This is a genomic window from Vibrio amylolyticus (genome assembly GCF_023145695.1).
GTDB classification, from domain to species: domain Bacteria; phylum Pseudomonadota; class Gammaproteobacteria; order Enterobacterales; family Vibrionaceae; genus Vibrio; species Vibrio amylolyticus.
Genome location: NZ_JAJHVV010000004.1, coordinates 301,060 through 325,694 on the forward strand (window position 1 = coordinate 301,060; position 24,635 = coordinate 325,694).

General features: G+C 45.3%; 24 protein-coding genes. 10 read left to right on the forward strand and 14 right to left on the reverse strand.

Annotation, left to right across the window (positions count from 1 at the left end; genetic code table 11):
- Positions 1–261: 261 nt before the first annotated feature.
- The 5 genes from gmk (at position 262) to recG (ending at position 6,527) form a co-directional block, all read left to right on the forward strand.
- The gene (gene gmk, locus KP803_RS08385) at positions 262–885 is read left to right on the forward strand and encodes a guanylate kinase (protein WP_248008376.1); all 624 of its coding nucleotides are present in this window, start codon (positions 262–264) and stop codon (positions 883–885) included.
- 137 nt (positions 886–1,022) lie between these two features.
- Positions 1,023–1,295 carry a DNA-directed RNA polymerase subunit omega gene (gene rpoZ, locus KP803_RS08390; RefSeq protein ID WP_004735648.1) on the forward strand — a complete coding sequence of 91 codons (273 nt, stop codon included), beginning with the start codon at positions 1,023–1,025 and terminating at the stop codon, positions 1,293–1,295.
- An 84-nt stretch (positions 1,296–1,379) separates the two neighbouring features.
- Positions 1,380–3,500 carry a bifunctional GTP diphosphokinase/guanosine-3',5'-bis pyrophosphate 3'-pyrophosphohydrolase gene (spoT, locus tag KP803_RS08395; protein WP_248008377.1) on the forward strand — a complete coding sequence of 707 codons (2,121 nt, stop codon included), beginning with the start codon at positions 1,380–1,382 and terminating at the stop codon, positions 3,498–3,500.
- A 94-nt stretch (positions 3,501–3,594) separates the two neighbouring features.
- Positions 3,595–4,281: a tRNA (guanosine(18)-2'-O)-methyltransferase TrmH gene (trmH, locus tag KP803_RS08400; protein ID WP_248008378.1), complete on the forward strand. Its 687-nt coding sequence runs from the start codon at positions 3,595–3,597 to the stop codon at positions 4,279–4,281.
- A gap of 167 nt (positions 4,282–4,448) precedes the next feature.
- Positions 4,449–6,527, forward strand: coding sequence for an ATP-dependent DNA helicase RecG (gene recG / locus KP803_RS08405; protein WP_248008379.1), 2,079 nt, complete (start codon positions 4,449–4,451; stop codon positions 6,525–6,527).
- 92 nt (positions 6,528–6,619) lie between these two features.
- On the opposite strand, the gene envZ is transcribed toward recG, so the two are convergent.
- From envZ to KP803_RS08425, 4 genes are all read right to left on the reverse strand, one after another.
- Positions 6,620–7,924, reverse strand: coding sequence for a two-component system sensor histidine kinase EnvZ (gene envZ, locus KP803_RS08410; RefSeq protein ID WP_248008380.1), 1,305 nt, complete (start codon positions 7,922–7,924; stop codon positions 6,620–6,622).
- A gap of 86 nt (positions 7,925–8,010) precedes the next feature.
- Complete coding sequence (ompR, locus tag KP803_RS08415) at positions 8,011–8,730, reverse strand: osmolarity response regulator transcription factor OmpR (protein ID WP_248008381.1); 720 nt, start codon at positions 8,728–8,730, stop codon at positions 8,011–8,013.
- A 260-nt stretch (positions 8,731–8,990) separates the two neighbouring features.
- Positions 8,991–9,470: a transcription elongation factor GreB gene (greB, locus tag KP803_RS08420; RefSeq protein ID WP_248008382.1), complete on the reverse strand. Its 480-nt coding sequence runs from the start codon at positions 9,468–9,470 to the stop codon at positions 8,991–8,993.
- A gap of 140 nt (positions 9,471–9,610) precedes the next feature.
- Positions 9,611–11,500 carry an ATP-dependent zinc protease family protein gene (locus KP803_RS08425; RefSeq protein ID WP_248008383.1) on the reverse strand — a complete coding sequence of 630 codons (1,890 nt, stop codon included), beginning with the start codon at positions 11,498–11,500 and terminating at the stop codon, positions 9,611–9,613.
- 279 nt (positions 11,501–11,779) lie between these two features.
- On the opposite strand from KP803_RS08425, the gene KP803_RS08430 reads away from it, so the two are divergent.
- On the forward strand, positions 11,780–14,128 hold the full coding sequence (locus tag KP803_RS08430; RefSeq protein WP_248008384.1) for a Tex family protein: 2,349 nt from the start codon (positions 11,780–11,782) through the stop codon (positions 14,126–14,128).
- A gap of 114 nt (positions 14,129–14,242) precedes the next feature.
- Here the strand turns inward: KP803_RS08430 and KP803_RS08435 are convergent, their stop codons facing one another.
- Positions 14,243–14,713 carry an ATP-dependent Lon protease gene (locus tag KP803_RS08435; protein ID WP_248008385.1) on the reverse strand — a complete coding sequence of 157 codons (471 nt, stop codon included), beginning with the start codon at positions 14,711–14,713 and terminating at the stop codon, positions 14,243–14,245.
- A gap of 134 nt (positions 14,714–14,847) precedes the next feature.
- Positions 14,848–15,615, reverse strand: coding sequence for a pimeloyl-ACP methyl ester esterase BioH (bioH, locus tag KP803_RS08440; RefSeq protein WP_248008386.1), 768 nt, complete (start codon positions 15,613–15,615; stop codon positions 14,848–14,850).
- Positions 15,616–15,762: 147 nt separating this feature from the next.
- Here bioH and KP803_RS08445 point away from each other — a divergent pair, with 147 nt between their 5' ends.
- The 4 genes from KP803_RS08445 to cysQ all read left to right on the forward strand — a co-directional run bounded on the left by KP803_RS08445 (position 15,763) and on the right by cysQ (position 18,754).
- Positions 15,763–16,491 (forward strand): ComF family protein, encoded by a 729-nt coding sequence (locus tag KP803_RS08445; RefSeq protein ID WP_427916931.1) that lies wholly within the window; start codon positions 15,763–15,765, stop codon positions 16,489–16,491.
- A 91-nt stretch (positions 16,492–16,582) separates the two neighbouring features.
- The gene (gene nfuA, locus KP803_RS08450; protein WP_248008388.1) at positions 16,583–17,170 is read left to right on the forward strand and encodes a Fe-S biogenesis protein NfuA; all 588 of its coding nucleotides are present in this window, start codon (positions 16,583–16,585) and stop codon (positions 17,168–17,170) included.
- Positions 17,171–17,331: 161 nt separating this feature from the next.
- The gene (gene nudE, locus KP803_RS08455) at positions 17,332–17,880 is read left to right on the forward strand and encodes an ADP compounds hydrolase NudE (RefSeq protein ID WP_248008389.1); all 549 of its coding nucleotides are present in this window, start codon (positions 17,332–17,334) and stop codon (positions 17,878–17,880) included.
- Between the two features lie 25 nt (positions 17,881–17,905).
- On the forward strand, positions 17,906–18,754 hold the full coding sequence (cysQ, locus tag KP803_RS08460; RefSeq protein WP_248008390.1) for a 3'(2'),5'-bisphosphate nucleotidase CysQ: 849 nt from the start codon (positions 17,906–17,908) through the stop codon (positions 18,752–18,754).
- Positions 18,755–18,880: 126 nt separating this feature from the next.
- On the opposite strand, the gene KP803_RS08465 is transcribed toward cysQ, so the two are convergent.
- The 8 genes from KP803_RS08465 to gspG are packed head-to-tail and all read right to left on the reverse strand — an operon-like array spanning position 18,881 to position 24,605.
- The gene (locus tag KP803_RS08465; RefSeq protein ID WP_248008391.1) at positions 18,881–19,666 is read right to left on the reverse strand and encodes a type II secretion system protein N; all 786 of its coding nucleotides are present in this window, start codon (positions 19,664–19,666) and stop codon (positions 18,881–18,883) included.
- A complete protein-coding gene (locus KP803_RS08470; RefSeq protein WP_248008392.1) occupies positions 19,666–20,163 on the reverse strand; it encodes a type II secretion system protein M in 498 nt (165 codons plus the stop codon). The genes KP803_RS08465 and KP803_RS08470 overlap by 1 nt, the downstream gene beginning before the upstream one ends.
- Positions 20,160–21,374: a type II secretion system protein GspL gene (gene gspL / locus KP803_RS08475; RefSeq protein WP_248008393.1), complete on the reverse strand. Its 1,215-nt coding sequence runs from the start codon at positions 21,372–21,374 to the stop codon at positions 20,160–20,162. The genes KP803_RS08470 and gspL overlap by 4 nt, the downstream gene beginning before the upstream one ends.
- A complete protein-coding gene (gspK, locus tag KP803_RS08480) occupies positions 21,343–22,362 on the reverse strand; it encodes a type II secretion system minor pseudopilin GspK (RefSeq protein ID WP_248008394.1) in 1,020 nt (339 codons plus the stop codon). The genes gspL and gspK overlap by 32 nt, the downstream gene beginning before the upstream one ends.
- Positions 22,362–23,192: a type II secretion system minor pseudopilin GspJ gene (gene gspJ / locus KP803_RS08485; protein WP_248008395.1), complete on the reverse strand. Its 831-nt coding sequence runs from the start codon at positions 23,190–23,192 to the stop codon at positions 22,362–22,364. Before gspJ ends, gspK begins: the two co-directional genes overlap by 1 nt.
- The gene (gene gspI / locus KP803_RS08490; protein ID WP_248008396.1) at positions 23,179–23,544 is read right to left on the reverse strand and encodes a type II secretion system minor pseudopilin GspI; all 366 of its coding nucleotides are present in this window, start codon (positions 23,542–23,544) and stop codon (positions 23,179–23,181) included. The genes gspJ and gspI overlap by 14 nt, the downstream gene beginning before the upstream one ends.
- Positions 23,528–24,127 carry a type II secretion system minor pseudopilin GspH gene (gene gspH / locus KP803_RS08495; RefSeq protein ID WP_248008397.1) on the reverse strand — a complete coding sequence of 200 codons (600 nt, stop codon included), beginning with the start codon at positions 24,125–24,127 and terminating at the stop codon, positions 23,528–23,530. The genes gspI and gspH overlap by 17 nt, the downstream gene beginning before the upstream one ends.
- A gap of 34 nt (positions 24,128–24,161) precedes the next feature.
- Positions 24,162–24,605, reverse strand: a complete 444-nt coding sequence (gene gspG / locus KP803_RS08500) for a type II secretion system major pseudopilin GspG (RefSeq protein ID WP_248008398.1) — start codon at positions 24,603–24,605, stop codon at positions 24,162–24,164.
- Positions 24,606–24,635 lie beyond the last annotated feature (30 nt).

Consider the following 24,635-nt stretch of genomic DNA (forward strand, 5'->3'; position numbering starts at 1 on the left):
CGTTGATTGACAGAAAGCATCAATTCACCACAACAATACGACAAATTGAGTGATTGATTTACATCGCACTGCCCCACTTGTCGAAATCAGAATAACTGTGCTATTCTTCGCCTCCATTTTTCTGGTCTAAAAACCATCAAAACTTGCAGGTTCGCTAACTATTTAGTGCCTCGTTCGATGACGTGAATTTAGGCCAGTGCTATCTTTAATTGAAGACGAATATAATTCGGCTTTCATCCAACCAAACGTGGAACAGTACAGATGGGCAAAGGTACTCTATATATCGTATCGGCACCTAGCGGCGCAGGTAAATCAAGCTTGATCTCAGCAATGTTGGAAACCAACCCAACATACGCAATGAAAGTGTCTGTTTCACACACAACTCGCGGCATGCGCCCGGGTGAGCAAGATGGCGTACACTACCACTTCGTGCAAAAAGAGCACTTTGAAGACCTCATAGGTAAGAAAGAGTTCTTAGAGTACGCAGAAGTCTTTGGTAACTACTACGGCACCTCTCGCGTGTGGATTGAAGAGAACCTTGAAAAAGGCATCGATGTCTTTCTTGATATTGATTGGCAAGGCGCTCGTCAAATCAGAGAGCAAATGCCCCTAGCACGCAGCGTATTTATTCTACCGCCATCAAATGGTGAGCTAGAACGCCGCCTTAATGCTCGTGGTCAAGACAGCGATACTGTGATTGCAAAGCGCATGGCGGAAGCAAAAGCAGAAATCTCTCACTACGATGAGTACGACTACGTCATTATCAATGATGATTTCGATGCGGCATTAATGGATTTTAAAGCCATTATTCGCGCAGAAAGATTGAAGCAAGATAAGCAAGCTGCTAAATATAAAGGCATGCTTAACGCGCTTTTAGCAGAGTAATCCTGTAAACAGGCTGAAACTGCAAGATAAACACTAAGATCCTTTAGGATCAATTCTATTTAATTGCTAGAAAGTATCACACTAAGCTTGTATACTTTCTCGTCACATAAAATTTTAGTTAACTAATTGGAGTCCTCATGGCACGCGTAACTGTTCAAGATGCTGTTGAAAAAGTAGGCAATCGTTTCGACCTAGTTCTTATTTCGGCACGCCGCGCTCGTCAAATGCAGACTGGTGGTAAAGATTCACTAGTGCCTGAAGAGAATGATAAGCCAACGGTTATCGCTCTACGCGAAATCGAAGAAGGACTTATTACTAAAGATGTTCTAGACGCACGTGAGCGCCAAGAACAGCAAGAGCAAGAAGCAGCAGAACTAGCAGCAGTAAGTAGCATCGCTCACACTCGCTAACCAGTTCTCAAGGGATTAGTTCGCAAGGAAGATCTTTGCAAAGTAAGTTGCTTATACGATTAAACAACCTGCCGGGCCTATAATTTGTATCTATTTGATAGCCTCAAAGACGTTGCCCAAGAATACCTAACAGAGCCTCAAATTGAGGCTCTGCGTCAATCTTATGTGGTAGCAAGAGACGCCCATGAAGGGCAAACCCGCTCAAGCGGTGAACCATACATCATCCACCCTGTCGCTGTATCTCGTATCTTGGCTGAAATGCGCCTTGATATCGAAACACTACAAGCCGCTCTCCTTCACGATGTCATTGAAGACTGTGATGTCACCAAAGAAGATCTAGAAGAGAAGTTTGGAAACACAGTTGCAGAACTAGTTGATGGTGTGTCTAAGCTGGATAAGCTTAAATTTCGAGACCGTAAAGAAGCGCAAGCAGAAAACTTCCGTAAGATGGTCCTTGCCATGGTGCAAGACATTCGCGTAATTTTAATCAAGCTCGCTGACCGTACTCACAACATGCGCACACTTGGGGCACTTCGTCCTGATAAAAAGCGACGCATTGCTCGTGAAACTCTTGAAATATACTCTCCTTTGGCGCATCGCCTCGGTATCCACAATATTAAAACTGAGCTTGAAGAGCTTGGTTTTGAAGCGCTCTACCCTAATCGCTACCGCGTCCTTAAAGAGGTGGTTCGATCTGCGCGTGGTAATCGTAAAGAGATGATCCAACGTATACACAGTGAGATTGAAGGTCGCCTCGAAGAGGTTGGACTCAACGCTCGCGTGTTTGGTCGAGAAAAAAACCTTTTTTCCATCTACAACAAGATGAAAACCAAAGAGCAACGATTCCATACCATTATGGATATCTACGCTTTCCGTGTTGTCATTGAAGATGTAGACACCTGTTATCGTGTTCTCGGTCAAGTTCACAGCCTGTACAAGCCACGCCCTGGTCGCATGAAAGATTATATTGCGGTACCAAAAGCGAATGGCTATCAGTCTTTGCATACCTCTATGATTGGTCCTCACGGTGTTCCTGTCGAAGTACAGATTCGTACTGAAGATATGGACCAAATGGCTGACAAGGGTGTTGCAGCGCACTGGTCATATAAAGCTGATGGCGATCGCACCGGCACTACCGCGCAAGTGAAAGCTCAGCGTTGGATGCAAAGCTTACTCGAGCTACAGCAAAGTGCAGGTAACTCGTTTGAATTCATCGAGAACGTGAAATCTGATCTGTTCCCTGATGAGATTTATGTCTTTACGCCGAAAGGCCGTATTGTTGAACTGCCTGTAGGCGCAACGGCGGTTGATTTCGCTTATGAAGTACATACTGATGTCGGTAACATGTGTGTTGGGGCTCGTGTAGATCGCAACCCTTACCCGCTCAGCAAATCGCTGAAAAACGGTCAAACCATTGAGATCATCAGTGCTCCTGGTGCGCGTCCAAACGCCGCTTGGCTAAACTATGTCGTGACGTCTCGTGCTCGCACTAAGATCCGTCAGGTTCTTAAAACCATGCGCCGCGAAGAGTCTGTCACGCTTGGCCGCCGACTTCTCAATCACGCTTTGGGTGATAAATCGATCACTGATCTCTCAGAAGATAATATTAATCAGGTATTGAGCGATCTTAAAATCAACGATATCGAGGATCTCCTCGCTGCGATTGGTTTGGGTGAGCTGATGAGTATCGTGATTGCGCGTCGCCTATTAGGTGACAGTGATGAGTTAACGGAAGTAGTAAGCAAAGATGGCAAACCGAAGAAGAAACTTCCTATCCGTGGTGCGGAAGGAATACTACTGACCTTTGCCAACTGTTGTCACCCTATTCCCGATGACCACATCATTGCGCACGTCTCTCCAGGCCGTGGCTTAGTCGTTCACCGTGAAACATGTCCTAATGTTCGTGGCTACCAAAAAGAGCCAGACAAATACATGGGCGTTGAGTGGTCTGAAGATTACGATCAAGAGTTCATTAGTGAGCTAACCGTTGATATGCAAAATAGCCAAGGTGCTTTAGCAGAATTAACCAATGTTATCTCTAAAACAGGCTCTAATATCCACGGTATCTCAACCGAGGAGAAAGACGGTCGTTTGTATACCATTACCATGCTACTGACGACAAAAGACCGTGTGCATTTAGCCGGGATCATGAAGAAGATTCGTGTGATGCCTCATGCACTGAGAGTTCGACGCAAACGAAACTAAGCTCTTTATTAAAATGCGCTCATCATCGAGCGCATTTTTGTTTCTATGCCGCTCTCTTTAACTGTAAATTTATTATCTAAAAACAAATAAGATTATGAACTTAGAACGATACCAACGTATTCAAGAAGTGCTCAAAGCTCGTCAAACAGATCTCACTTTATGTTTGGAAGAGGTTCACAAGCCTAACAATGTTTCAGCGATAATCCGTACCGCCGATGCCACAGGTATTCACAAAATCCACGCCATTTGGCCAAGTGCTCAAATGAAAACACTGAGCCATACTTCCGCTGGAGCTAGAAACTGGGTTGAAGTAGATACGCATAACGGCATTGTCGACGCGGTTAAGCAATTCAAAGCGCAGGGCATGCAGGTGCTAGTCACTAACCTCTCAGATAGCGCAGTCGATTTTCGAGAGATTGATTACACCAAACCAACGGCGATCATTCTTGGAAATGAAAAAGAGGGTGCTTCAAAAAAAGCGTTAGAGCTTGCCGATCAAGACATCATCATTCCTATGATGGGTATGGTGCAATCACTCAACGTTTCTGTCGCTAGCGCCATTGTTCTTTATGAAGCACAACGTCAACGCCAGCAAGCTGGTATGTATGACAAACAAGAGAGTACGATTCCTAAAGAAGCCATCCACAAAACTCTCTTTGAACGTGGTCATCCCGTTCTAGCCAAAGTCGCCAAACGTAAGAAACTCCCTTACCCACCATTGGATGACGAAGGACAGATTGTCGCCGATGAAAATTGGTGGAAAGAGATGCAAAGTAAGTAACCAATACTTGATATTAATATCGGCATAAAATCCCCAGTCGATTAAGCACTTAGCCAGATACTCTAGCGTTCTCTGGTTAAGTGCTTCTTTCCAATTTTTCCTGTACAAAAACACAGCCTAATGGTTAACTATCTTCATTAACCTGCTGCTGACGTGCGAGCCTATTTATGTCCCAACTTCTTTCCGCTATTCCTCTAACTTCACTATCGGGTGTCGGAGCAAAAGTTGCGGAAAAACTGGCAAAAGTCGGGCTGCATTCAGTTCAAGATTTACTGTTTCATCTTCCTTATCGCTACGAAGATCGCACTCGTGTCTACCCAATAGTCAAGCTTCACGCTGGGCTTTGGGCCGCGGTGCAAGGCAAAGTCATGAGCGTCGATACCATCTTTGGTAAACGCAAAATGTTGGCGGTAAAAATCAGCGATGGTAACGGTACGATTACCCTGCGTTTTTTTAATTTTACCGCAGGTATCAAAAACAACTTTTCTGAAGGTAAATGGGTTCACGCTTACGGCGAGATAAAACGTGGTGGAATGGGGCTGGAAATTATTCACCCTGATTACAAGTTTTCATCGCCTGAACAAGCCCCAGAAACAGAGCAAACATTAACGCCCGTCTATCCCACAACCGATGGACTAAGGCAGCTCACTCTGAGAAATCTAACCGATCAGGCGCTAGCTTTACTCGATAAAGCCGCAGTACAAGAACTTCTCCCTGCCGGCCTTTACGATCATCAACAGACCTTGGCTCAAGCACTGCATACGATTCACCGTCCACCGCCAACGATCAATCTTGAACAGTTTGACGAAGGAAAACATCCCGCTCAACTGCGTTTGATCATTGAAGAGTTATTAGCACAAAATCTGTCAATGCTGGCCGTTCGTAGTAAAGGGCAACAAGACAACGCGACACCACTGCCTACGGTAAACACGCTAAAGCAGCAGCTTCTTGATCAACTGCCATTTACGCCAACGAATGCTCAATCAAGGGTCGTCAATGAGATTGAGCACGATCTCGCACTTGCTCACCCTATGATGCGTTTGGTTCAAGGTGACGTAGGTTCAGGCAAAACCTTAGTTGCCGCACTGGCTGCTGTTCAAGCGATTGAGCATGGTTACCAAGTTGCGCTGATGGCCCCCACCGAACTCCTTGCAGAACAACACGCCATCAACTTTGCCGCTTGGTTTGAAAAGATGGGTATTCAAGTCGGATGGCTTGCCGGAAAACTAACGGGTAAAGCCAAACAAACCGAACTGGATCGCATCGCCTCCGGTGAAGCACAAATGGTGGTGGGAACACACGCACTGTTTCAGCAACACGTTGAATTCCACAATCTCACACTGGTCATCATCGATGAACAGCATCGATTTGGTGTCCACCAGCGATTAGAGCTAAGAGAGAAAGGTGCAAAGCAAGGCTATTATCCGCATCAACTCGTCATGACAGCAACACCGATTCCACGAACACTCGCCATGACCGCCTATGCCGATTTAGAAACCTCTATTATTGATGAGCTTCCACCGGGAAGAACGCCTATTCAAACAGTGGCGATCCCAGATACGAAACGAGTTGATATCGTAGAGCGTGTCCGCAATGCCTGTCTAAACGAAGGCAAACAAGCGTATTGGGTTTGTACCTTAATCGATGAATCCGAAGTGCTCGAAGCTCAAGCCGCCGCTGATACGGCTGAAGAACTGCAATTGAAGCTGCCTGATTTAAAGATCGGTTTGGTACACGGACGAATGAAAGCGGCGGAAAAACAAGCCGTTATGAAGGACTTTAAAGACAACAAGCTTCATCTTCTTGTAGCGACAACAGTCATTGAAGTGGGTGTGGATGTACCCAATTCGAGCTTAATGATCATAGAAAACCCAGAACGCTTAGGGCTCGCTCAACTGCACCAGCTTAGAGGTCGTGTAGGTCGAGGAGAAATCGCCAGTCACTGCGTTCTTTTATATCACGCACCACTATCAAAGACAGCGCAAAAGCGCTTAGGCGTTCTGAGAGAAAGTAATGATGGATTCGTGATTGCTCAGCGCGATTTAGAAATCCGTGGCCCAGGTGAACTACTTGGCACCAAACAAACAGGCCTAGCAGACTTTAGAATTGCCGATTTATTGCGAGATCAATACTTGATTCCAGAAGTTCAGCGCATGGCTCGACATATTCATGACCAATATCCGAAAAACTCCGCAGCGATTATAGAACGTTGGCTTGGTGAGAGAGATTTCTACGCCAAGGCGTAAATCTATTGGTTTCTATCGCGTAAAAAACAAGGCTGACAAAGTCGCTGCCAGCCTCATTTACTCTACGTCATTCTTTTTCTTCTAAAATACCGTTATTTAGTCGGGAAACTTAGCTGCGCTTTTAGTCCGCCTTCACTGCGGTTATTCACCGAAATAGAGCCTTGGTGCTGGCTGATAATACGCTTAACAATCGCTAAGCCTAGTCCTGTCCCTTCACTTCCTCTTGCAGTATCACCACGAGTGAAAGGTTCAAACAGCTTAGACACTTGATCAGGTTTTATTCCGGGTCCGTTATCTTCGATACAAACCCAAACCAATTTCTTATCCGCTGTCACACCGGTACTGATTCGAACCCAGCCATTACCATAACGAACCGCATTAACGACGAGGTTTGTCACCGCACGTTTGATCGCGATCGAGTTTCCTATCGCGACCTTCTCTTTTTCAGTAAGGACGGTTTCAATCTCAACATCAGCGTTCATTTCCGCCAACGCTATTTCGTTAGAAATTTCATTCAAGGAGACAGGCGTGAACGTTTCTCGATCAACCGGCTTTAGATAGTCCATAAACTGGCTGATGATCTCGTTACACTCTTCCGTATCGCTAATAATTCCTTGAGCAAGATAACTGTCTTCATCAGACATCATTTCAGTGGCAAGGCGAATACGTGTAAGGGGCGTTCGTAAGTCATGACTGACCCCTGCCATTAATAGTGCTCTGTCTTCCTCTAACTCTTGAATGCCTTTCGACATTTGGTTAAAAGCTCTCGTTACAGAGCGGATTTCGGAAGGGCCTTTCTCAGGTAAAGGCGACGGTATTTCTCCTCGCCCGACCCCTTTCGCTGCTTTTTCTAAAGCAATTAACGGTCGATTCTGCAAGCGTATAAACAGCCAACCACCAGCAATAACCAGTAGTGCAACGATTAAGCTATTGTAGAAAAGTGGCGTAAAGTCATTTTCTTGTAGTTCAGATAAGGGAATACGGATCAGCGAATTGGGTAATGAATCGATTTGCATCCACAACACATAGCTGTCACTGGCAAGAATCATTCTCACTTCAGTGGGAGTATTTAATTCGTGAGACATGTCTTCACTCATTAAATCAATGCTCATCGCTTTTTGGTATTCGTTCGCAATAGGGCTATCTTTTGCGTGAATGGTCACACCAAGTCGTTCAAGCACTCGTCGACGCAATGGCGCGTCCATCTCCAGATCTTCAAGTCCAGAATCAGATTCATCCAACATCAAACGAATCTCATAGCCAATAATTTTATTGAATTGCTGCAAACTCGGCATTAAGGCGTAATTAAATACCGCGTAATACGAATAGACTTGGCTTGCGATAAGTAGAGTAAGAAACAGGAGGATAGTTTGAGTGAACGAGCTGCGAATGCGCATAATGGGAACCTTTGCTAATCCTTAGCAATGAACTCGAGCAGCTAAGTACTTAACCACTCGAGCATTCAATAGTCTATGAAGAGGAATTACACTTCTTTTCCATCTGGAACGAATACGTACCCCAAACCCCATACCGTTTGGATATAACGTGGTTTACTTGGGTCAACTTCTAGCATGCGGCGCAAACGAGAAATCTGTACGTCAATAGAGCGCTCCATTGCCGAATACTCACGGCCACGTGCCATGTTCATTAGCTTATCGCGAGACATTGGCTCACGAGCATTCGTCACGAGTGCTTTTAATACTGCAAATTCACCCGAGGTAAGTGGCATCGGCTCTTCACCGCGGAACATTTCACGCGTGCCTAAGTTTAAGCGGAACTCACCAAATTCAACCAAAGCTTCTTCAGAGCTTGGTGCACCTGGGGCTTCAATCGTTTGACGACGAAGAACGGCTTTGATTCGAGCCAATAGCTCACGCGGGTTAAATGGTTTTGGCAGATAATCATCCGCACCCACTTCAAGACCAACAATTCGGTCAATCTCATCGCCCTTAGCGGTTAGCATCAGGATAGGCAATAGGTTATTTGAGTTTCTCAGGCGTCGGCAAATCGATAGGCCATCCTCTCCTGGTAGCATCAAATCTAACACCATTAGGTGAAAGTTCTCACGTGTTAATAGGCGGTCCATCTGCTCACTATTGGCAACACTGCGTACTTGGAATCCTTGCTCTGATAAGTATCGCTCTAGCAATGCGCGTAAACGTGCATCGTCATCTACCACTAAAATTTTAAAGTTTTCTTGCATGTAATGATTCCACCTATTAATAAGCTTGCACTCAAAACAGAGTCGCAGTTGGAAATGTAACACTGTTCGCCGCAATGTGGCGCAAAGAATTGTTAACGTTTATTACGTGATTCAATAGTGTATTAAGCCCTTTCAACAATCATACGCCAAAACTATGAAAAACAATCAAATTAATCGCAAAGACTATGATCTAGTTTAATCAATCCGGCCACATTTTTTAAAGCAGAGTCATCTTATTCAGAGGGACTTCTGGCTCACGCTCAACACTTATCGTATTCAATCGAATTAATGAACCACTCTTTTTCGCCTTCGGGGGTTTTGACAACAAACTCATCATCCACTTCTTTTTTAAGCAGAGCTCTCGCCATTGGAGAGTCAATCGAGATGTAACCTTTCGCATCACCATAAATCTCTTCAGGGCCAACAATACGGAACCGCTTTACTTCACCCTCTTCATTTTCAATCTCTACCCACGCTCCGAAGAAAACCTTCCCTTCTTGCTGTGGGGAGTAATCGACAATGGTCACATCAGGTAAGAATTTTCTAAGAAAACGAACGCGACGGTCTATTTGTCGCAGCAAACGCTTGTTGAAAGTGTAATCTGCATTTTCAGAGCGATCGCCAAGACCTGCTGCCCAAGTGACTATTTTGGTGATTTCAGGTCGTTTTTCATGCCATAAATGATCATGTTCTTGTTTAAGTTTATTGTAACCTTCTCGGGTAATGAGCTTGGTTTTCACTTTTAGCACCTCTATTCGGGTTACTTATTTAACACCATTCAATTGTGGCTAATGTACAACATATATAAAGATTTACGACCTTCAAAAATAAAATCCCTGATTTGGACTGCAAATCAGGGATCGGGCCTGTTCGTTTAATCTTATTTTTTATCGGCGGGATCGTTACCTAAAATATAGTTTTCATCACTGCTCACAACAGCGCCATGCTTCAAGAAGTTTTTGCCTAAAATCATACTGTATTCAAATCGAGAGCGATCTTGTAGGTTCACTTTCACTTCTTTCTCAAGGTCACCCAATTTCACTCGCATCTCAACCACTGGGCGAATGTTTGGTTTCTCACCCTTCTTGGCTTTAATACGCATGACATCAATTACGGGTTTGGTGAAGACTTTCTCATCGCCTTGGCTATTTTGATAAGTGAAGGTCACCATATCTTGGCCGTCTTTCTTAAAACGTTTGAGCTTAACCGCATTCATCGAGCTCACATCCGCTCCCGTATCGAGCTTGGCAGGGAAAGACATACCACCCACTTGCACTGTCTCAATATGGCCTGCTTTAAACAAAGGCTCAGCTTCTAGCAAATGATCAGCACGAGCATTCACGAACACCCCACCCTTCGCCATTTTCTGCCCTAGGATGAAGTACGGGCGTTTCTCATCGCTATCTAGCGTATCAATCGCGAATTCAAGCTCACGAACCTCACCTGCAATGGAAAGCTGCCCTATCACAACAGGCCTCGTGGTCTCTCCAACTCTAAGGTTCTTTTCTACTTTCTTTTTGACTTTCTGTTGCTCACCTTTCGAGTTTCTTAAAAAGAATTCAACGTAATCGTCTTTACCTTCTGTCACCTCAAAGCTGGCGACTTTCAATAAAGGCGTTTTCACCGAGAACGAAGGTTCAGCCTCAAGTTTAAAGCCGTCCAACAAGATGGTCTCTTGAGGCGAAATAACCAGAGGTTTTCTTGATTTTTCTACTTCAAGGAAGCTTTTCGCACCTTTACCTAGCAGGTCTTCAGCACTGGTATCAATCATGAACGATTCACTGATGGTATCGGTGCCCACTCGAAGTTGAGAGCTACTGCCTGAGCGATCTTTGAGATACACCAACCAATATTGAGTTGTCTTGCTGTCTAGCTGAACAGGAACGTAAACCAAAGGACGTTTATGGCCGCTAACTTTAAGCATACGAACCAATGGAAGTGTCATTTCTTTCTGTTCACCACCACTGCCAACCATATCGAATTTCACTTCATCGTTTTTCTGATCAACATCGATATTTTTTGCATGCAAAATGCTATAGCCATTGTTAAGTGAGAAACTCACGTTCAGCGGAACATCTGAGATAGAGACCGTCTCTTTTTTACCTACTACTTTGGCTTTTGGCTGCTCTTGAAGATAATCGTAACCGGCAAAAACCCAAGCGTTATCTTCCAAGAAGGTTTTACCAATCAGTACGGGCGCAGAGAAATTACTTCTATCGGTCAGGTTTACATCGGTCTTCACTTCTGTCCCTGCGATACTCATAGGGATTTTTACTGTTGGGCGCAGTAAAGGCGTGCTGCTGGTACGGCTGCGAATCATGCTGACACGTTCTAGCGGCTCTTTAATGACGATCTCTTTGCCGTTATACGGGTGCTGAATCGTAAATGAGACTGTTGCCTTAAAGGGAGCAAAAACCTCTCCATCCCAGTCGAAATAGTCGAGCTCTTTGTCTTTCTCCACCTCTTCGACCAAGGCCATCATTAACTTTTCATCTTTCAGGTTTTTATAGTCAGGATGAGCGCTTGAAACGTGAATATTCTCAGCGTGCATAGATGTCGTGTCAGCGCCAGTATCTATCTTGCCAATAAAAGGGACACCTTCTAGCGCCTCAGATCCCGTCAGATAGACGTTTTCCGTACGACCCAATACCACTTTATCATCCAGTTCATAAGCTGGGCTTTGAGTCGTGAATGGAATATCAACCGCTAAAGATGAGTAAGAAAACAGAGATGTGCCTAACATGGCTATAACCAAAGAGATTTTTTTCATTATAGATTTCCGTAATTCAAGAGAACGCCCATCACTTTCGAGTCCATGAAAGTGGATAAGTTCGAGATACTCTATGTTTTGACATAATTTTAACCAAAATCGATCAAAAATCCTGCTTCGATGTGTTTTTTTGACAGCTGACTTACAAATATATTGGAAAATCCACTGCTTACCCCAATATTAAGATAAATAGAAGTTGTTAGTGTCCACGTGTCGTTTGGATACAGTACATAAAGGTCCGTTGACCTATCCAATACTAGAACAAAAGAGAATTCTCAGATGAGCCAAGCTATCTGCAACGCTATCGCACGCGAATTGAGTGTGCGCCCAGAGCAAGTTATTGCTGCTGTTACCTTGATCGATGATGGTAATACCGTCCCTTTTATTGCACGTTACCGAAAAGAGGTCACTGGCGGGCTCGATGATACTCAATTGCGTAACCTAGACAGCCGCTTATCGTACCTTCGCGAGCTAGGCGACAGACGAGAAACCATTTTAAAATCAATTCGTGACCAAGGTAAGTTAACGCCTGAACTAGAAAACGAATTGAATCAAGCGGACAGCAAAACACGTTTAGAAGACCTTTACCTGCCATACAAACCAAAGCGTCGCACCAAAGGGCAAATCGCCATTGAAGCTGGGCTGGAACCGCTTGCCGATATCTTGTGGTTAACTCCCCAAACAGAACCTGAGTCAGAAGCCACAAAATACCTGAATACAGAAAATGGCATTAACGATACCAAAGCAGCGCTTGATGGTGCTCGCGCTATCGTCATGGAACGCATTGCCGAAGACGCGAATTTATTGGAAAAAATTCGCCAGTACCTCACTCGTAATGCAGAGCTAGTTTCACGCGTTGTAACCGGTAAAGAGCAACAAGGTGAGAAATTTAAAGACTACTTTGAACATAATGAGCTACTCAGCAAGGTCCCTTCTCACCGTGCATTAGCAATGCTTCGAGGACGAAACGAAGGTTTTCTTAGTATCTCGATGAACGCCGACCCTGCGCAAGAAGAGAGCGTTCGACAATCTTATTGTGAAACCATCATTACCGATCACTACGGTATTAACCTTAGCAGTGCTCCGGCCGATGCTTGGCGCAAACAAGTGGTTAGTTGGGCATGGCGCATTAAGGTATCCATGCACATGGAAACCGAGTTGATGGGCGTATTGAAAGAGCGTTCTGAAGTCGAAGCCATTGAGGTTTTTGCCACCAACCTAAAAGATCTGTTAATGGCCGCGCCTGCTGGCCCTAAAGCAACATTGGGTCTCGACCCTGGTCTGCGTACCGGCTCTAAAATTGCGGTGGTTGATGCCACTGGTAAGGTACTAGCGACTGACACCATCTACCCTCACCCGCCGCAAAAGCAATATGACAAATCTGCGCATACGGTTGAGCAACTGGTTAAGAAATACAACGTTGATTTAATCGCCATTGGTAACGGTACCGCCTCTCGTGAAACCGATAGCTTTGTTGCAGACGTGATTAAGCGTGGTAGCTTGAAAGTACAAAAGATTACTGTCAGTGAAGCGGGAGCATCAGTTTACTCGGCATCAGAGCTTGCTGCGAATGAGTTTCCAAATATGGATGTTTCGCTACGTGGCGCAGTCTCTATTGCTCGTCGCCTGCAAGATCCATTGGCAGAGCTAGTGAAAATTGATCCGAAATCGATTGGTGTGGGTCAATATCAGCATGATGTGGGTCAATCCATGCTGGCGAAGCGTCTTGACGCAGTAGTCGAAGATTGTGTAAACGCCGTGGGCGTTGATGTTAATACCGCCTCTGCGGCACTACTGACTCGCGTTGCGGGATTAAGCACGACGATTGCGCAAAACATCGTCGATTACCGTGACACCAACGGCCGCTTTGAAGCACGTACCACATTGAAAAAAGTCGCTCGACTTGGGCCTAAAGCGTTTGAGCAGTGTGCTGGATTCCTACGAATCATGGATGGTAAAAACCCTCTTGATGCGTCTGCCGTTCACCCTGAAGCTTACCCTGTGGTTAAAGCGATTTCAGACAAAAACAGCACCGCCGTTAAAGCCTTAATTGGTAACAGCGATTTTTTACGTAACCTCCGCGCAAGTGAATACACCAGTGAAAGCTTCGGTGTTCCAACGGTAACTGACATTATCAAAGAGCTAGACAAACCGGGTCGAGATCCACGTCCTGAGTTTAAAACAGCAAGCTTTGCCGATGGCGTGACGAAAGTGTCAGATTTGGAAATCGGCATGGTTCTAGAAGGCGTGGTCTCTAACGTCGCTAATTTTGGTGCATTTGTGGACATTGGTGTTCACCAAGATGGCTTGGTACATATCTCAGCATTGACCGATCGCTTTGTCGCCGATCCTCGTGAAGTAGTAAAAGCAGGTGATATCGTCAAAGTGAAAGTAATGGAAGTGGATGAGCAGCGTAAGCGTATTGCTCTGACTATGCGTTTGAGCGATGAGCCCGGTCAAGACAATCGCCCACAACGTTCAAGCTCAGCTAAACCAAATCACACTAATGGTCGTAATAATCCGTCTCGCTCTGACTCTCGTCATCAGAATCAGCGCCAGAACAATGACCTCTCTGGTGGTGCAATGGGTGGCGCCTTTGCCGCTGCGTTTGCGAAAGCAAAAAAATAGTCACCATAACTATACGCTAGAGAAAAAAATACCCACTCAATAGTGGGTATTTTTATAGATAGCGATAAACACGTGAATACAACAAGTAACGATAGCCATGTTTAATACCCGTGTTTACAACACCGCTATAACCTCAGACGGTACGTTAGGGGCAACTGCGTGACCGTAATGATATTTTATTACTGTTCGCCGTTTTGCCATCTGTCCCTCAGTTATCGCTGCATCAACAATGTGCTTAGGTAACTTAAATCGCATTGCGTAGCCTTTGCCTTGCTTTTCGCTGTAAGTTTTTAAAGCGATCAAGCTAAATAGACGCTCTAATACGCTTTTGGGCTCTTCATTATGCGGCTCAGCAATATCGCCATCGTCATCCATGTCGTAATCAGGATGCTCTGACGGGTCCCATGAGGATCGCCTTCGCCGTTTATCGTCAGCTTTTAACTTACGCTCTGCGTTCGACTTCACTAACTCTGCGGTCGGTACAACAGGTTCGCGAATTTTATTGTCTCGCGCAGCCTGCTCCGTTTGCACATTAACTGATGGGGCGATAAGTGGCACACTAACGTTAGTCGGTGACACAATCATAGCCAAATACCTCCTTGGCATCGCCCAACCCGATAATGCTTTTCGTATTGTCAGCTATATTGGGTTAAATAACTTATCGGCTAAGGTGGTTAAATATTTAGCAGTATTTGAGCGATTTCACTCAAAAGTGCCAATTATTTTTCGCCAAAAGCGACAATTTGATGACAGAAGGCATCCAGTTCGGTCATGAAGGGCGCGTGAGACGACTGGCTAAAGACATACTGCTGAGTCTCTGGAAGGTGTTTTTCAACATCCGTTGCGACCTTAATCGGCACCAAACCATCTAACCGACCATAAAGCCTCAACATCGGCACAGAAAGCGTTTCTAACTGGGGGCGTAAATCGACATTCGCCAGCATAGCTAGCCCAGCGAGTAACGACTCGGGATTTGGTGTTGGGCGCGACAATACGGCTTTTTTAAGCTGCTTTACATCTTGTCTTGCTGATGGGCTACCCATCGCCTGCAGTGCCATAAAGCGTTCAATCGTGGTTTGGAAATCTTCGACCAGTTGATCAGTAAATGCATCCAGAACTTTCGGTTGAATGCCACGCCAATGTCTATCCGCTGCGAACTTAGGAGAGCTTGCTACGGTAATAAGCTTACTCACTCGTTCACTGTGATTAAGCGCCATGTGTGTTGCCACTAAGCCACCTAATGACCACCCTAGCCAAATGGCCTGCTCAGGCGCCTCTTCAAGTAGACTCAGAGCAATCTCTTCAAGCGTCGATGCGTGCAAATGTGCGCTATGACCATAGCCGGGTAGATCAACCACATGAACCCGATAATGTTGATTGAGTGCCTCAACGGTTTGATCCCAAACCGCGCCGTTCATTCCCCAACCATGCAGCAATACAAGGTCATTCCCCTGCCCTGAAACTTGCCAATGCAAAGCGTTATCCATGCTCACTCTCTCTATTCAACGTGACGTACTCAATTCATGTCACGTTTTGTACTTAATGTCACAATATACCCGACTAAAAACAGCCTGTTGGTGTGGCTGTTCCGCGCATTATAAGGATTAAACTCTTCCTATAGAAAAGCTTGGCTTATGGTATCCGATTGGCTACAAAAAAACATGCGCCGTTACTTAGGCTGCGACTGCGATTTATGCAGCCTTCCTATCAACTTCACCCACAGTACCCTCACTGATTATCCAAATACTATTTGGTGCCATAGCTGCCTTGAACTATTTACACCAACACCACGCTGCCTACGTTGCGGGTTGAAGACTCTTACAATCACACCTCAATGCGGAGAGTGCCTTCGTCGCCCACCACTTTGGTCTCGGCTTTATTGCGTTGGGGATTATCAACCACCCCTTTCCCACTATATCCATCAATTTAAGTATCAAAAGCAGTTTTGGCTTGCTAAACCACTGATTGCTCAACTTAATCAGAACATTGACAAAAAACCAGAACTCATTACCTACGTTCCACTGCATTGGAAGCGCTACCTTCATCGGGGATTCAATCAAAGTGAGCTGCTAGCCACACAGCTCAGTCGTACACTAAAAGTTCCGATCTCTAATACCCTATTTACTCGGACGAAAAGCACCCCACAACAGAACGGACTCAATAAACAGCTTCGACAACAAAATCTTAGAAAGGCCTTTCGACTTAACCACCCACTAAAACAGAAACACATTGCGATTATTGATGATGTCGTCACTACAGGCAGTACAACCCATCATTTATGTAAATTACTACTTGAAGCGGGCGTCGAAAAGATTGATATTTATTGTATCTGCCGCACTCCAGAAACCGACAACACAATCTAAAGCGAAGAGATTTCATTTTAGCTCTAGAAATTAGATTTCTCAGGAGTAGAATGGCGTATAAATAGTTTACAAAATTACTCAGGTATTCGTCGTGTCAAACACTATTACTATTACAGAAACAGCGCAAACTCACTTCGGTGGCTTACTTAGCCAACAACCTGAAGGAACTAATATTCGCGTATTTGTTGTTAACCCTGGAACTCAAAATGCAGAGTGTGGCGTTTCTTACTGCCCACCTGAAGCCGTGGAAGCAACAGATACTGAACTAAAATTTGAAACGTTCTCTGCCTTTATTGATGAGCTAAGCTTGCCATTTTTGGAAGATGCAGAAGTCGATTTCGTCACAGACAAAATGGGCTCTCAGCTCACACTTAAAGCGCCAAATGCGAAAATGCGTAAAGTGGCTGATGACGCCTCTCTCATTGAGCGTGTTGAATACGCTATTCAAACTCAAGTTAACCCGCAACTGGCCGGTCACGGTGGTCACGTTAGCCTAGTTGAAATCACCGATGATGGTGTTGCTATCGTTGCCTTTGGTGGCGGTTGTAATGGTTGTTCAATGGTTGATGTCACGCTAAAAGAAGGCATCGAAAAAGAGCTTCTTCAGCAATTTGAAGGCGAGCTAACGGCAGTACGTGATGCGACAGAGCATGACCGTGGTGAGCACTCTTACTACTAAGCAGTAATGATGAAACGAAGCCGATGTGAATACGTCGGCTTTTTTGTCTTAATTTCAATACTTTGATTTACCTCCAAAGGATCGCTTTTCAACTGGGTTGGTAATTTCATATATTAAAGCCTGTGGATCTTTCACTCTAATCACTCAACGGAGCGAGCAACATGACAACACTAAGCCCACCGACCATTCTAGCGATACGTTCGGTTGCTCAATCTAAATTATTCACCATCGAATCTCTCGACCTTCGTTTTAGTAATGGTGTCGAGCGTACTTATGAACGCATGAAGCCAAGCGGTCGTCATGCTGTCATGATGGTGCCAATCACTGAGCAAGGCGACTTGTTATTGGTGCGAGAATACGCAGCAGGAACAGAACGCTATGAACTGGGTTTTCCAAAAGGTCTGATTGATCCTGGTGAGTCAGACGAAGAAGCAGCAAACCGAGAGCTAAAAGAAGAGATCGGATTTGGTGCTCGCAAATTAACACCATTAAAGAGAGTGGTTTTAGCGCCCTCTTATTTTTCCAGCCAAATGACCCTATTCGTCGCACAGGATCTATACTCAGAGAAGCTAGAGGGTGATGAACCTGAACCGTTGGAAGTGGTACGTTGGCCATTAGCCCAAGCTGAAGAGTTAGTGACTCATTTAGATTTTAGCGAAGCACGCAGTATCACCGCTTTGCTGCTTGCTCTGAAGCATTTAAAAAAATAATAATCTCAGAGTCTTAGGAAATATTATGTCGACAGAAAAAGACTTATCTCATCTAGTGCCCTCCGTTATTGAGATCGCTCGCTCTGCAGGGCAGCTCATCCTCGATATTTATGAAACCAAACAATACGAAGCTTACGTAAAAAGTGACGAAACCCCTGTCACTAGTGCCGATATTGCCGCACATAAGCTGATTACCAAGCGCTTAACCGAGTTAACGCCTGATATTCCAGTGCTCTCTGAAGAAGCCGCGGATATTAGCTTAGACAAACGCGCTGAGTGGGATCGTTACTGGTTGGTAGATCCTCTTGATGGTACTCAAGAGTTCATTGCTCGAAGTGGTGACTTCGCGACGATTATCGCTCTAATTGAAAATAACAAACCGATCATGGGTGTCTGTTACGGCCCTGTGTCTGGTGTCACCTACTACGCCTATAGCGGTCAAGGCGCGTGGAAAATCCCCGCCTTAAATGAAGCGCCTAATATGGCGAATGCCGTGAAGATAGAGACTCATAAGCATGAACCTGGGCAAAAGCAGCCCATTGGGATCGCCATTAGCCGACGCCAAGATATTAATCGCATTACTGGGCGCATGAGCAGTGCCTGGAACTATGACCTAGTACCACTGGGTTCTGCTGCACTGAAAGCGTGTTTGGTCGCCGAAGGCGCTGTAGATTGTTATCTACGAATAGGTCCAACCGGTGAATGGGATACCGCGGCTACTCAATGTATTGTTGAAGAGGCAGGAGGGCGTATCTTGAGTACTCAGTTAGAGCCACTCTCCTACAACGAACGTGAGACGCTCGAAAATCCAAACTTTATTGTACTTGGCGATGAAGGGCTTCCGTGGGATGAGATCTTAAAAGTCAAAGACTAGCGGTTAATCTACGCACACTGTCGCATTCTCTATAAACAAAGCGAATAAATCAAAAAAGCGAGACCATTACTGGGCTCGCTTTTTTATTTCAACAATTCGCTTTCAGCTGAACGAAAACTGATAGTTCTATAGTCGACCGTTAAAGCTCTGTGGGTAACGACCTTGGTTATCGGGATTACCTAACCATTTTAATTGGCTGGACAGCGTAGCTGGGAATTCAGATTCAGGCTTAAACCATCCTTTGGCTTGATACGCGATTTGCCCATTGGCATTCACATCCAATGTAGCATCAAACTCAGCGCTCACCTGCTCACTGCCTTGCTTACCTTTTAAGGTAACAGCACTCTCTTGGCATTGAATATTAACAACGACAGGGCCAAGCACCAATTCTGCAATCGGCGTCGTTACGTTATTTCCACCCCAAACCACTGCGCCTTCACCTTGCTGACACGTTGGCATTGGCTGATCAAGATCTGAAACAACAAGCTTACTGATTGAAAGCTCTACCTGCCCTTCAAGATCAATCGGCAATGGCAGTGATAGCTGGTCAATAGCAAATTGAGCAGGAACGGAAGCAATCGTGTCACTCGCATAAGCGCCCGACAAGCCATAACCTATCGTTCCTCGACCACGCAAACCCATAGCACTGCCTTGACCAAACCTCACATCAGCTTGCGCTTTACCTAAGAGAAGCTGACTTGGATGTAGCGTCCATTGAAGCTGCCCAAAAGTGTTCCCCTGCCAGCTCACTTGTTTCACGCTACCTTGCCATACCGACCCTTGTACACCTTGAATCTCTAACCCTCTGGGTAGCGGTGCAAACTGCAACACAAATTGAGCTGGCATATGGACAACGATACTAATAAGCAGCGTCATTAGAATAATCAGTGAGGCTAAAATAATACGCTTCATTAACCACCTCGCTTAAACTGCAAGCGTTTCACATCAACCACACCCGCACGCTCTGTACGACTAATATCAAGATGCTCGACATCGATACCCTGCTGCTCTTTTAGATATGTAATCCATTGTAAGAACTGATTAAACTCAATTGGCTGAACCCATACCTGAAACATGTCATCGCGCGGTTGAATACGAATAAGCTCGACCTTAAAGCGACTCGCTGACGATGAGATCACTTGGTTTAGTGGTTGACTGGTTGTCGCTATACCACTTTGTGCTCTGAGTTGAACGATCTCATCCGCTTTGCTTTGTACCCAGCTAAGCAGTTGTTTCTCACTGTTCAGTCGATTCTGTGCTTGTGTGCTACGTTGGTTCATCGGCTCAAAAATGCCCCAGTAACCAATACCAATCAGTAGTAGACCGGAACAAACCAAGACCAGTCGCTGCTCTCTTAGTGAGATCCCGTGCCACCAAAGCTTCAATGTTGTGAGTAATTTATCCATCATTGCTCTCTCTTCAATACAAAGCTACCGTTCACCCACTCTCCAGAGCGGCTGAGCTGACCTTGTTCAACGTTGAAGTTCTCAGAGAACTTAACTCTCACCTGCTCAAAGCTTTGAAAGTCCTTACTTTGAGCCTGAATACGAATTTCTTCTCGATTTCCATCGTAACGAATACTTAATAGCGTCATGGAGTTGGTTGCTTCCAGTGATTCTGGAATTTTCATCATCCACTCTAGCATTGGGTAGCCACCGCCGCCGCCCGATAAACGATTCGATTCATCCGTCATTTGGCGCTTAAGGTAACTGACCGTTGGGATACGAGTCTTCCCTGGTAGCGCTTCGCGGAAGATACGTTCACTCTCAGTTCGATACGCATTGGCCTGTGCTTCGTCTTGGCTTACTTGCAATCCATGTTGACCTACAAACACCACACCGAGCGCGATAGCAGCAACAGCTGTCTTTTTCCAAATAGACCAATATTTCAGTAGCGATGAGCTTGGTTTGAAGTCGCCCGTCAGCATCGTCACTTTCGTTAAAAGGGCCCCTTGTGTCAGTAGCTGCATGATCAACGGTGCATCAACACTTTGCCAAGATTGTTCGTTCGCCAAGCTTAATTCAGGTAATGGACTATATGATGCCAAGGACAAGTATTCACCGTCTTGTTTTACCCAGTCAGACGGATGCAACATGCCAAGCCACTCCGATTGAACACAAAGCCCCAGATAGTCACCTTTTCGCACTAACCACTGATCACCAATATTCGCTGCAGTCAGTTGCTCGCTTTGTGGTAAAGCCAACACATCGGGCAGTACTTTAAACACATTAAGCCCTAACTCTTTAAGCTCACTTAAACATTCGTTCAGCCAGGCTTTATCGGTAGCCACGATGTTCGCTGTTTTCGCGTTTTTAGCTAAAACCGTAAAATGCAGTTCATCGACATCTTGCGCGATATCATCTTCAAGTAAATACGGCAGCATCGACTCTAACTGACGTGATGAACCCGCTGGTAAATCTACCTCAGACAACACCACATCATCACTTGAAAGTAGCGCGATCACTTGTCTTTTGTCGGCATAGTCTGATAATTCAGATAAGCTGTGCCAGCCGGTTAACTCACCGCTGGCGATGACTTCGTCTTGAGCTGTTGACCAGACGAGCCATTGAATTGGTGCACTTTTGTCACTACTCAGTCGAACTGTCAGAAACTCGCTCACTGATCCCTCCAAAGCGACGGCGAATCACCGTTGCTGTTTCTCGATTATCACTAAATAACAGACTTCGAATTCGGACTCGAGAGTCATTCACTAATATTTGTGCGTCTAATTCAAAGTAAGCGCTATCAATCGTTAGGTAGGCTTTCGCCTCATCTCGAACACTTTCTTCAATACTATTGATGGATGTTTCTGCCATAAAATCATCAACGGTTGACCAGCCATCAAACGGCCTAGATTCAATCAATGATTCGGCATTTTGTTCACTTAAATGCGGTTGAAATAGAGCAACAAGCAGCGCCGATTGTTCAGCTTCAATAGTATTAATATTGAGTCGCCAATCATCGGTCGGCAATGCGCAAATATAAGGCGCAATTTTTTGCATCACATCACCAGAAACCTGCTGAATTGAACGTAATTCACTGGTGTCAGCAATTAAGCCATTCGCCGCCATATAAGCCGGTGACAAGGATTCGTAATAGCTGTCACCTGCTCCCATTGAAGATTGCACGGAGTTCTCTTGGCTAATGTAATCCCAGGTAGATTCGGCAATGACTTCTGCTTGATACCCTTCAACCTCAACCTCTTCCAGCAGCGCTTGCCAAAAGCGAACTAAATAGGGCTTACGCGACTGCGATGAATCACTTTTTACTCGAGCAAACACATTGAGATTAAAGCACGCTTGTTTATCAAACATTCGTCCACTTAAGGTGCCGTAATCTAAGGGGTAGGTCTGCTCTTCAAGTGCCCAAGGTTGCGATAAGTTAATCGTATCGCTGTCTTGGTAACTCTGCTCAATACCTACTTTTGCTAAACCCTCTACACCAATGCTGTACCAATACGCTTGCTGATAAGTAAGCTGATTACTACCACGCTTAAATTGAGTAAACAGTCGGCTCGACATGGTCGCCGCAATCGACACCATCACTGCAAGAAGCATTAAGACAATGATTAACGCAACACCGCGCTGCCTCGATTTTAGATTACTCATCAAGTCTGCTCATCATCAGGGTCTTCACTATTGTTACCGCCTTGATTGTCACCACTTTGGTTGCCACTGCCTTGAACAATTGCACCACTTGCGACTAAATAAACTCGCGTAATTTTTCCGTAGTCCGTTAACTCTAACTCCACCGAGATTGCCTCAGGTAAAGCCTGCTCAATACTCCACTCTTCAACCCAACTTCCTTGGTAATAAAAACGTAGATTAAAGCTTTCAACGTCATGAAGAAGTGGAGTAACTACCGCTTGTTGGCCAACGGGCGTATCAGGATAACGCCACCAAACTCGCTCTAAGGTGTCGTCTTTTATTCGATAACCCACTTTAACAATCTCTCCACGGGGGAATTGTTGCTGCGGGTTATGCCAGCCAAGGCGTGTAAAAAGCACACCTTTGCTATCGGATTCTAATAAGTAATCTTGCCACTGAAGAAGCTGCACACCCTCTTCACCGTTAGCCTGTTCGCCATTGGTGCGAAATTGTCTGGTGGCGATCTGACGAAAATCACTGTCCATCATCACCATACTGCGTTGCAGCTCTTTCAGGCGCTCGCCTCGCTCAAGTGACATCGCGTTGCTTAAGCGAACTTGATCAACCACTTGATAAGCGCTAACACTCAATGCCGCAAAGATAGCCATGGCAACCAACACTTCCAAAAGCGTGAAGCCACTCTTCATTCTTGCGTTTTTTACAGCTTTATGGGCTTTTGGGTTGCCATGATCCAAAAGCTGTTGACCCTGACTTAGCCGCTTTTTATTTAGCAGCCTATCGTTAATCAACGACATGACTTTACTTAACAGCATTGTTTTACTTAGCCACATAGCTTCGCACCGTGACGATCGCATCACCCTGTTCACTCAATGATGCACTCACATCAAAAGCACTCAATAATCCATCGGATGTTTTTATCGGTGTGACTTTCCAATACCATTTTCGCTCTGCTAGCTCTTCTGTGCCTTGCTGCCCCTTTAACTCAGACGGGTTAAGGAGGACGTTTGCCATCTGATTATCAACCACCATCGCCGCAAAGGTTTTATCTTCTAAATGTGTAATGGTATTGATGTGCTGGCCCACGGAACGAATCACTGAAATCGCAGCCGTCGCAAATATTGCCAGTGCAACAAGCACTTCAAGTAGCGTCATACCCCGTGAAGGCTTAAAACGATTCATCATCTTCGCGCTCCCCCGGGGCTAACAGTAATATTTGACCATTTTCTTTGGCCACAACGCGCCAACTATCTTGTTTGGCATCTCTGTCTTGCGGGTACAGAGCAATCGAAACGGGTGTGATTTCACCACTAGAGAAGATAAATATCTGAGGTGGAAGCGGCTTTGCATCCGCATCTACATCAGCAAACATCTCTTCATCAAACAGTGAGCCGGGATTAAACAGGCGATCTTTGTCGTTCCAAATATCACCACCCAGTACCATCTCAATCGCAACACCGTCTTCAGCGAGTGATGTCAGCTCTGGAATAGTGTCAAACCCTTGGGTCTTCCACTCTCCGTTTTCAATCGTCATCCACACATAACGCGAGCGAGTTTCATCAACTCTTAAGCCAAAATCTCGACCACTGAGTATGGCTTCATCATTGAGCAGCTGAAGCCGCTGAAATAAGGCTTGCGCCTGACCCTTGGCTTGATCTTCACTGTTGCTTGGAAGGACAGAAAGGGTGGTCACAACACCGACAGAGATAACCACTAGAACCAATAAGATTTCTAGTAAGGTGAAGCCCTGTTGTTTATCGTTCCGCATGCGGTGACAACCCTATCTATGATCAATCAAGCCATTACTGAAAGTCTTGGATATTCCAGTTACCGATAACGGAATTGATCCCTTCGCCGCCCTCTTGACCATCAGCACCAAGGCTGAAGATATCAATTACACCATGCTCACCAGGGTTAAGATATTGGTACTCATTGCCCCACGGGTCAGTTGGCAAACGCGTTACATACCCATTTTCTGGGTAGTTGCGTGGCTCAGGGTTGTTTGGCTTAGTAACAAGCGCTTCAAGGCCCTGATCGGTCGTAGGGAACGTGTGATGATTCAATCGATACTTCATCAGCTCACTTTCTAATGCAGCGATATCAATCACCACTTTTTTCTGATCGGCCTGATCTTTACTACCAATCAAATTGGGTACAACAAAGCTAGCGAGTAAGCCTAGAATGACCACAACGACCATTACTTCTAACAGGGTAAAGCCTGACTGTTTGTTCATTTTACGTCTCATTTTTTCTCCAAAAACCATTGAGGCATAGAT

What these genes read in the sequence shown, in the direction of transcription:
- gmk (WP_248008376.1), top strand. Translation starts at nt 262, where the DNA reads ATGGGCAAAGGTACTCTATATATCGTATCGGCACCTAGCGGCGCAGGT.
- rpoZ (WP_004735648.1), top strand. Translation starts at nt 1,023, where the DNA reads ATGGCACGCGTAACTGTTCAAGATGCTGTTGAAAAAGTAGGCAATCGT.
- trmH (WP_248008378.1), top strand. Translation starts at nt 3,595, where the DNA reads ATGAACTTAGAACGATACCAACGTATTCAAGAAGTGCTCAAAGCTCGT.
- recG (WP_248008379.1), top strand. Translation starts at nt 4,449, where the DNA reads ATGTCCCAACTTCTTTCCGCTATTCCTCTAACTTCACTATCGGGTGTC.
- envZ (WP_248008380.1), bottom strand. Translation starts at nt 7,924, where the DNA reads ATGCGCATTCGCAGCTCGTTCACTCAAACTATCCTCCTGTTTCTTACT.
- ompR (WP_248008381.1), bottom strand. Translation starts at nt 8,730, where the DNA reads ATGCAAGAAAACTTTAAAATTTTAGTGGTAGATGACGATGCACGTTTA.
- KP803_RS08425 (WP_248008383.1), bottom strand. Translation starts at nt 11,500, where the DNA reads ATGAAAAAAATCTCTTTGGTTATAGCCATGTTAGGCACATCTCTGTTT.
- KP803_RS08430 (WP_248008384.1), top strand. Translation starts at nt 11,780, where the DNA reads ATGAGCCAAGCTATCTGCAACGCTATCGCACGCGAATTGAGTGTGCGC.
- KP803_RS08435 (WP_248008385.1), bottom strand. Translation starts at nt 14,713, where the DNA reads ATGATTGTGTCACCGACTAACGTTAGTGTGCCACTTATCGCCCCATCA.
- bioH (WP_248008386.1), bottom strand. Translation starts at nt 15,615, where the DNA reads ATGGATAACGCTTTGCATTGGCAAGTTTCAGGGCAGGGGAATGACCTT.
- KP803_RS08445 (WP_427916931.1), top strand. Translation starts at nt 15,763, where the DNA reads ATGGTATCCGATTGGCTACAAAAAAACATGCGCCGTTACTTAGGCTGC.
- nudE (WP_248008389.1), top strand. Translation starts at nt 17,332, where the DNA reads ATGACAACACTAAGCCCACCGACCATTCTAGCGATACGTTCGGTTGCT.
- cysQ (WP_248008390.1), top strand. Translation starts at nt 17,906, where the DNA reads ATGTCGACAGAAAAAGACTTATCTCATCTAGTGCCCTCCGTTATTGAG.
- KP803_RS08465 (WP_248008391.1), bottom strand. Translation starts at nt 19,666, where the DNA reads ATGAAGCGTATTATTTTAGCCTCACTGATTATTCTAATGACGCTGCTT.
- KP803_RS08470 (WP_248008392.1), bottom strand. Translation starts at nt 20,163, where the DNA reads ATGATGGATAAATTACTCACAACATTGAAGCTTTGGTGGCACGGGATC.
- gspK (WP_248008394.1), bottom strand. Translation starts at nt 22,362, where the DNA reads ATGAGTAATCTAAAATCGAGGCAGCGCGGTGTTGCGTTAATCATTGTC.
- gspJ (WP_248008395.1), bottom strand. Translation starts at nt 23,192, where the DNA reads ATGTGGCTAAGTAAAACAATGCTGTTAAGTAAAGTCATGTCGTTGATT.
- gspI (WP_248008396.1), bottom strand. Translation starts at nt 23,544, where the DNA reads ATGATGAATCGTTTTAAGCCTTCACGGGGTATGACGCTACTTGAAGTG.
- gspH (WP_248008397.1), bottom strand. Translation starts at nt 24,127, where the DNA reads ATGCGGAACGATAAACAACAGGGCTTCACCTTACTAGAAATCTTATTG.
- gspG (WP_248008398.1), bottom strand. Translation starts at nt 24,605, where the DNA reads ATGAGACGTAAAATGAACAAACAGTCAGGCTTTACCCTGTTAGAAGTA.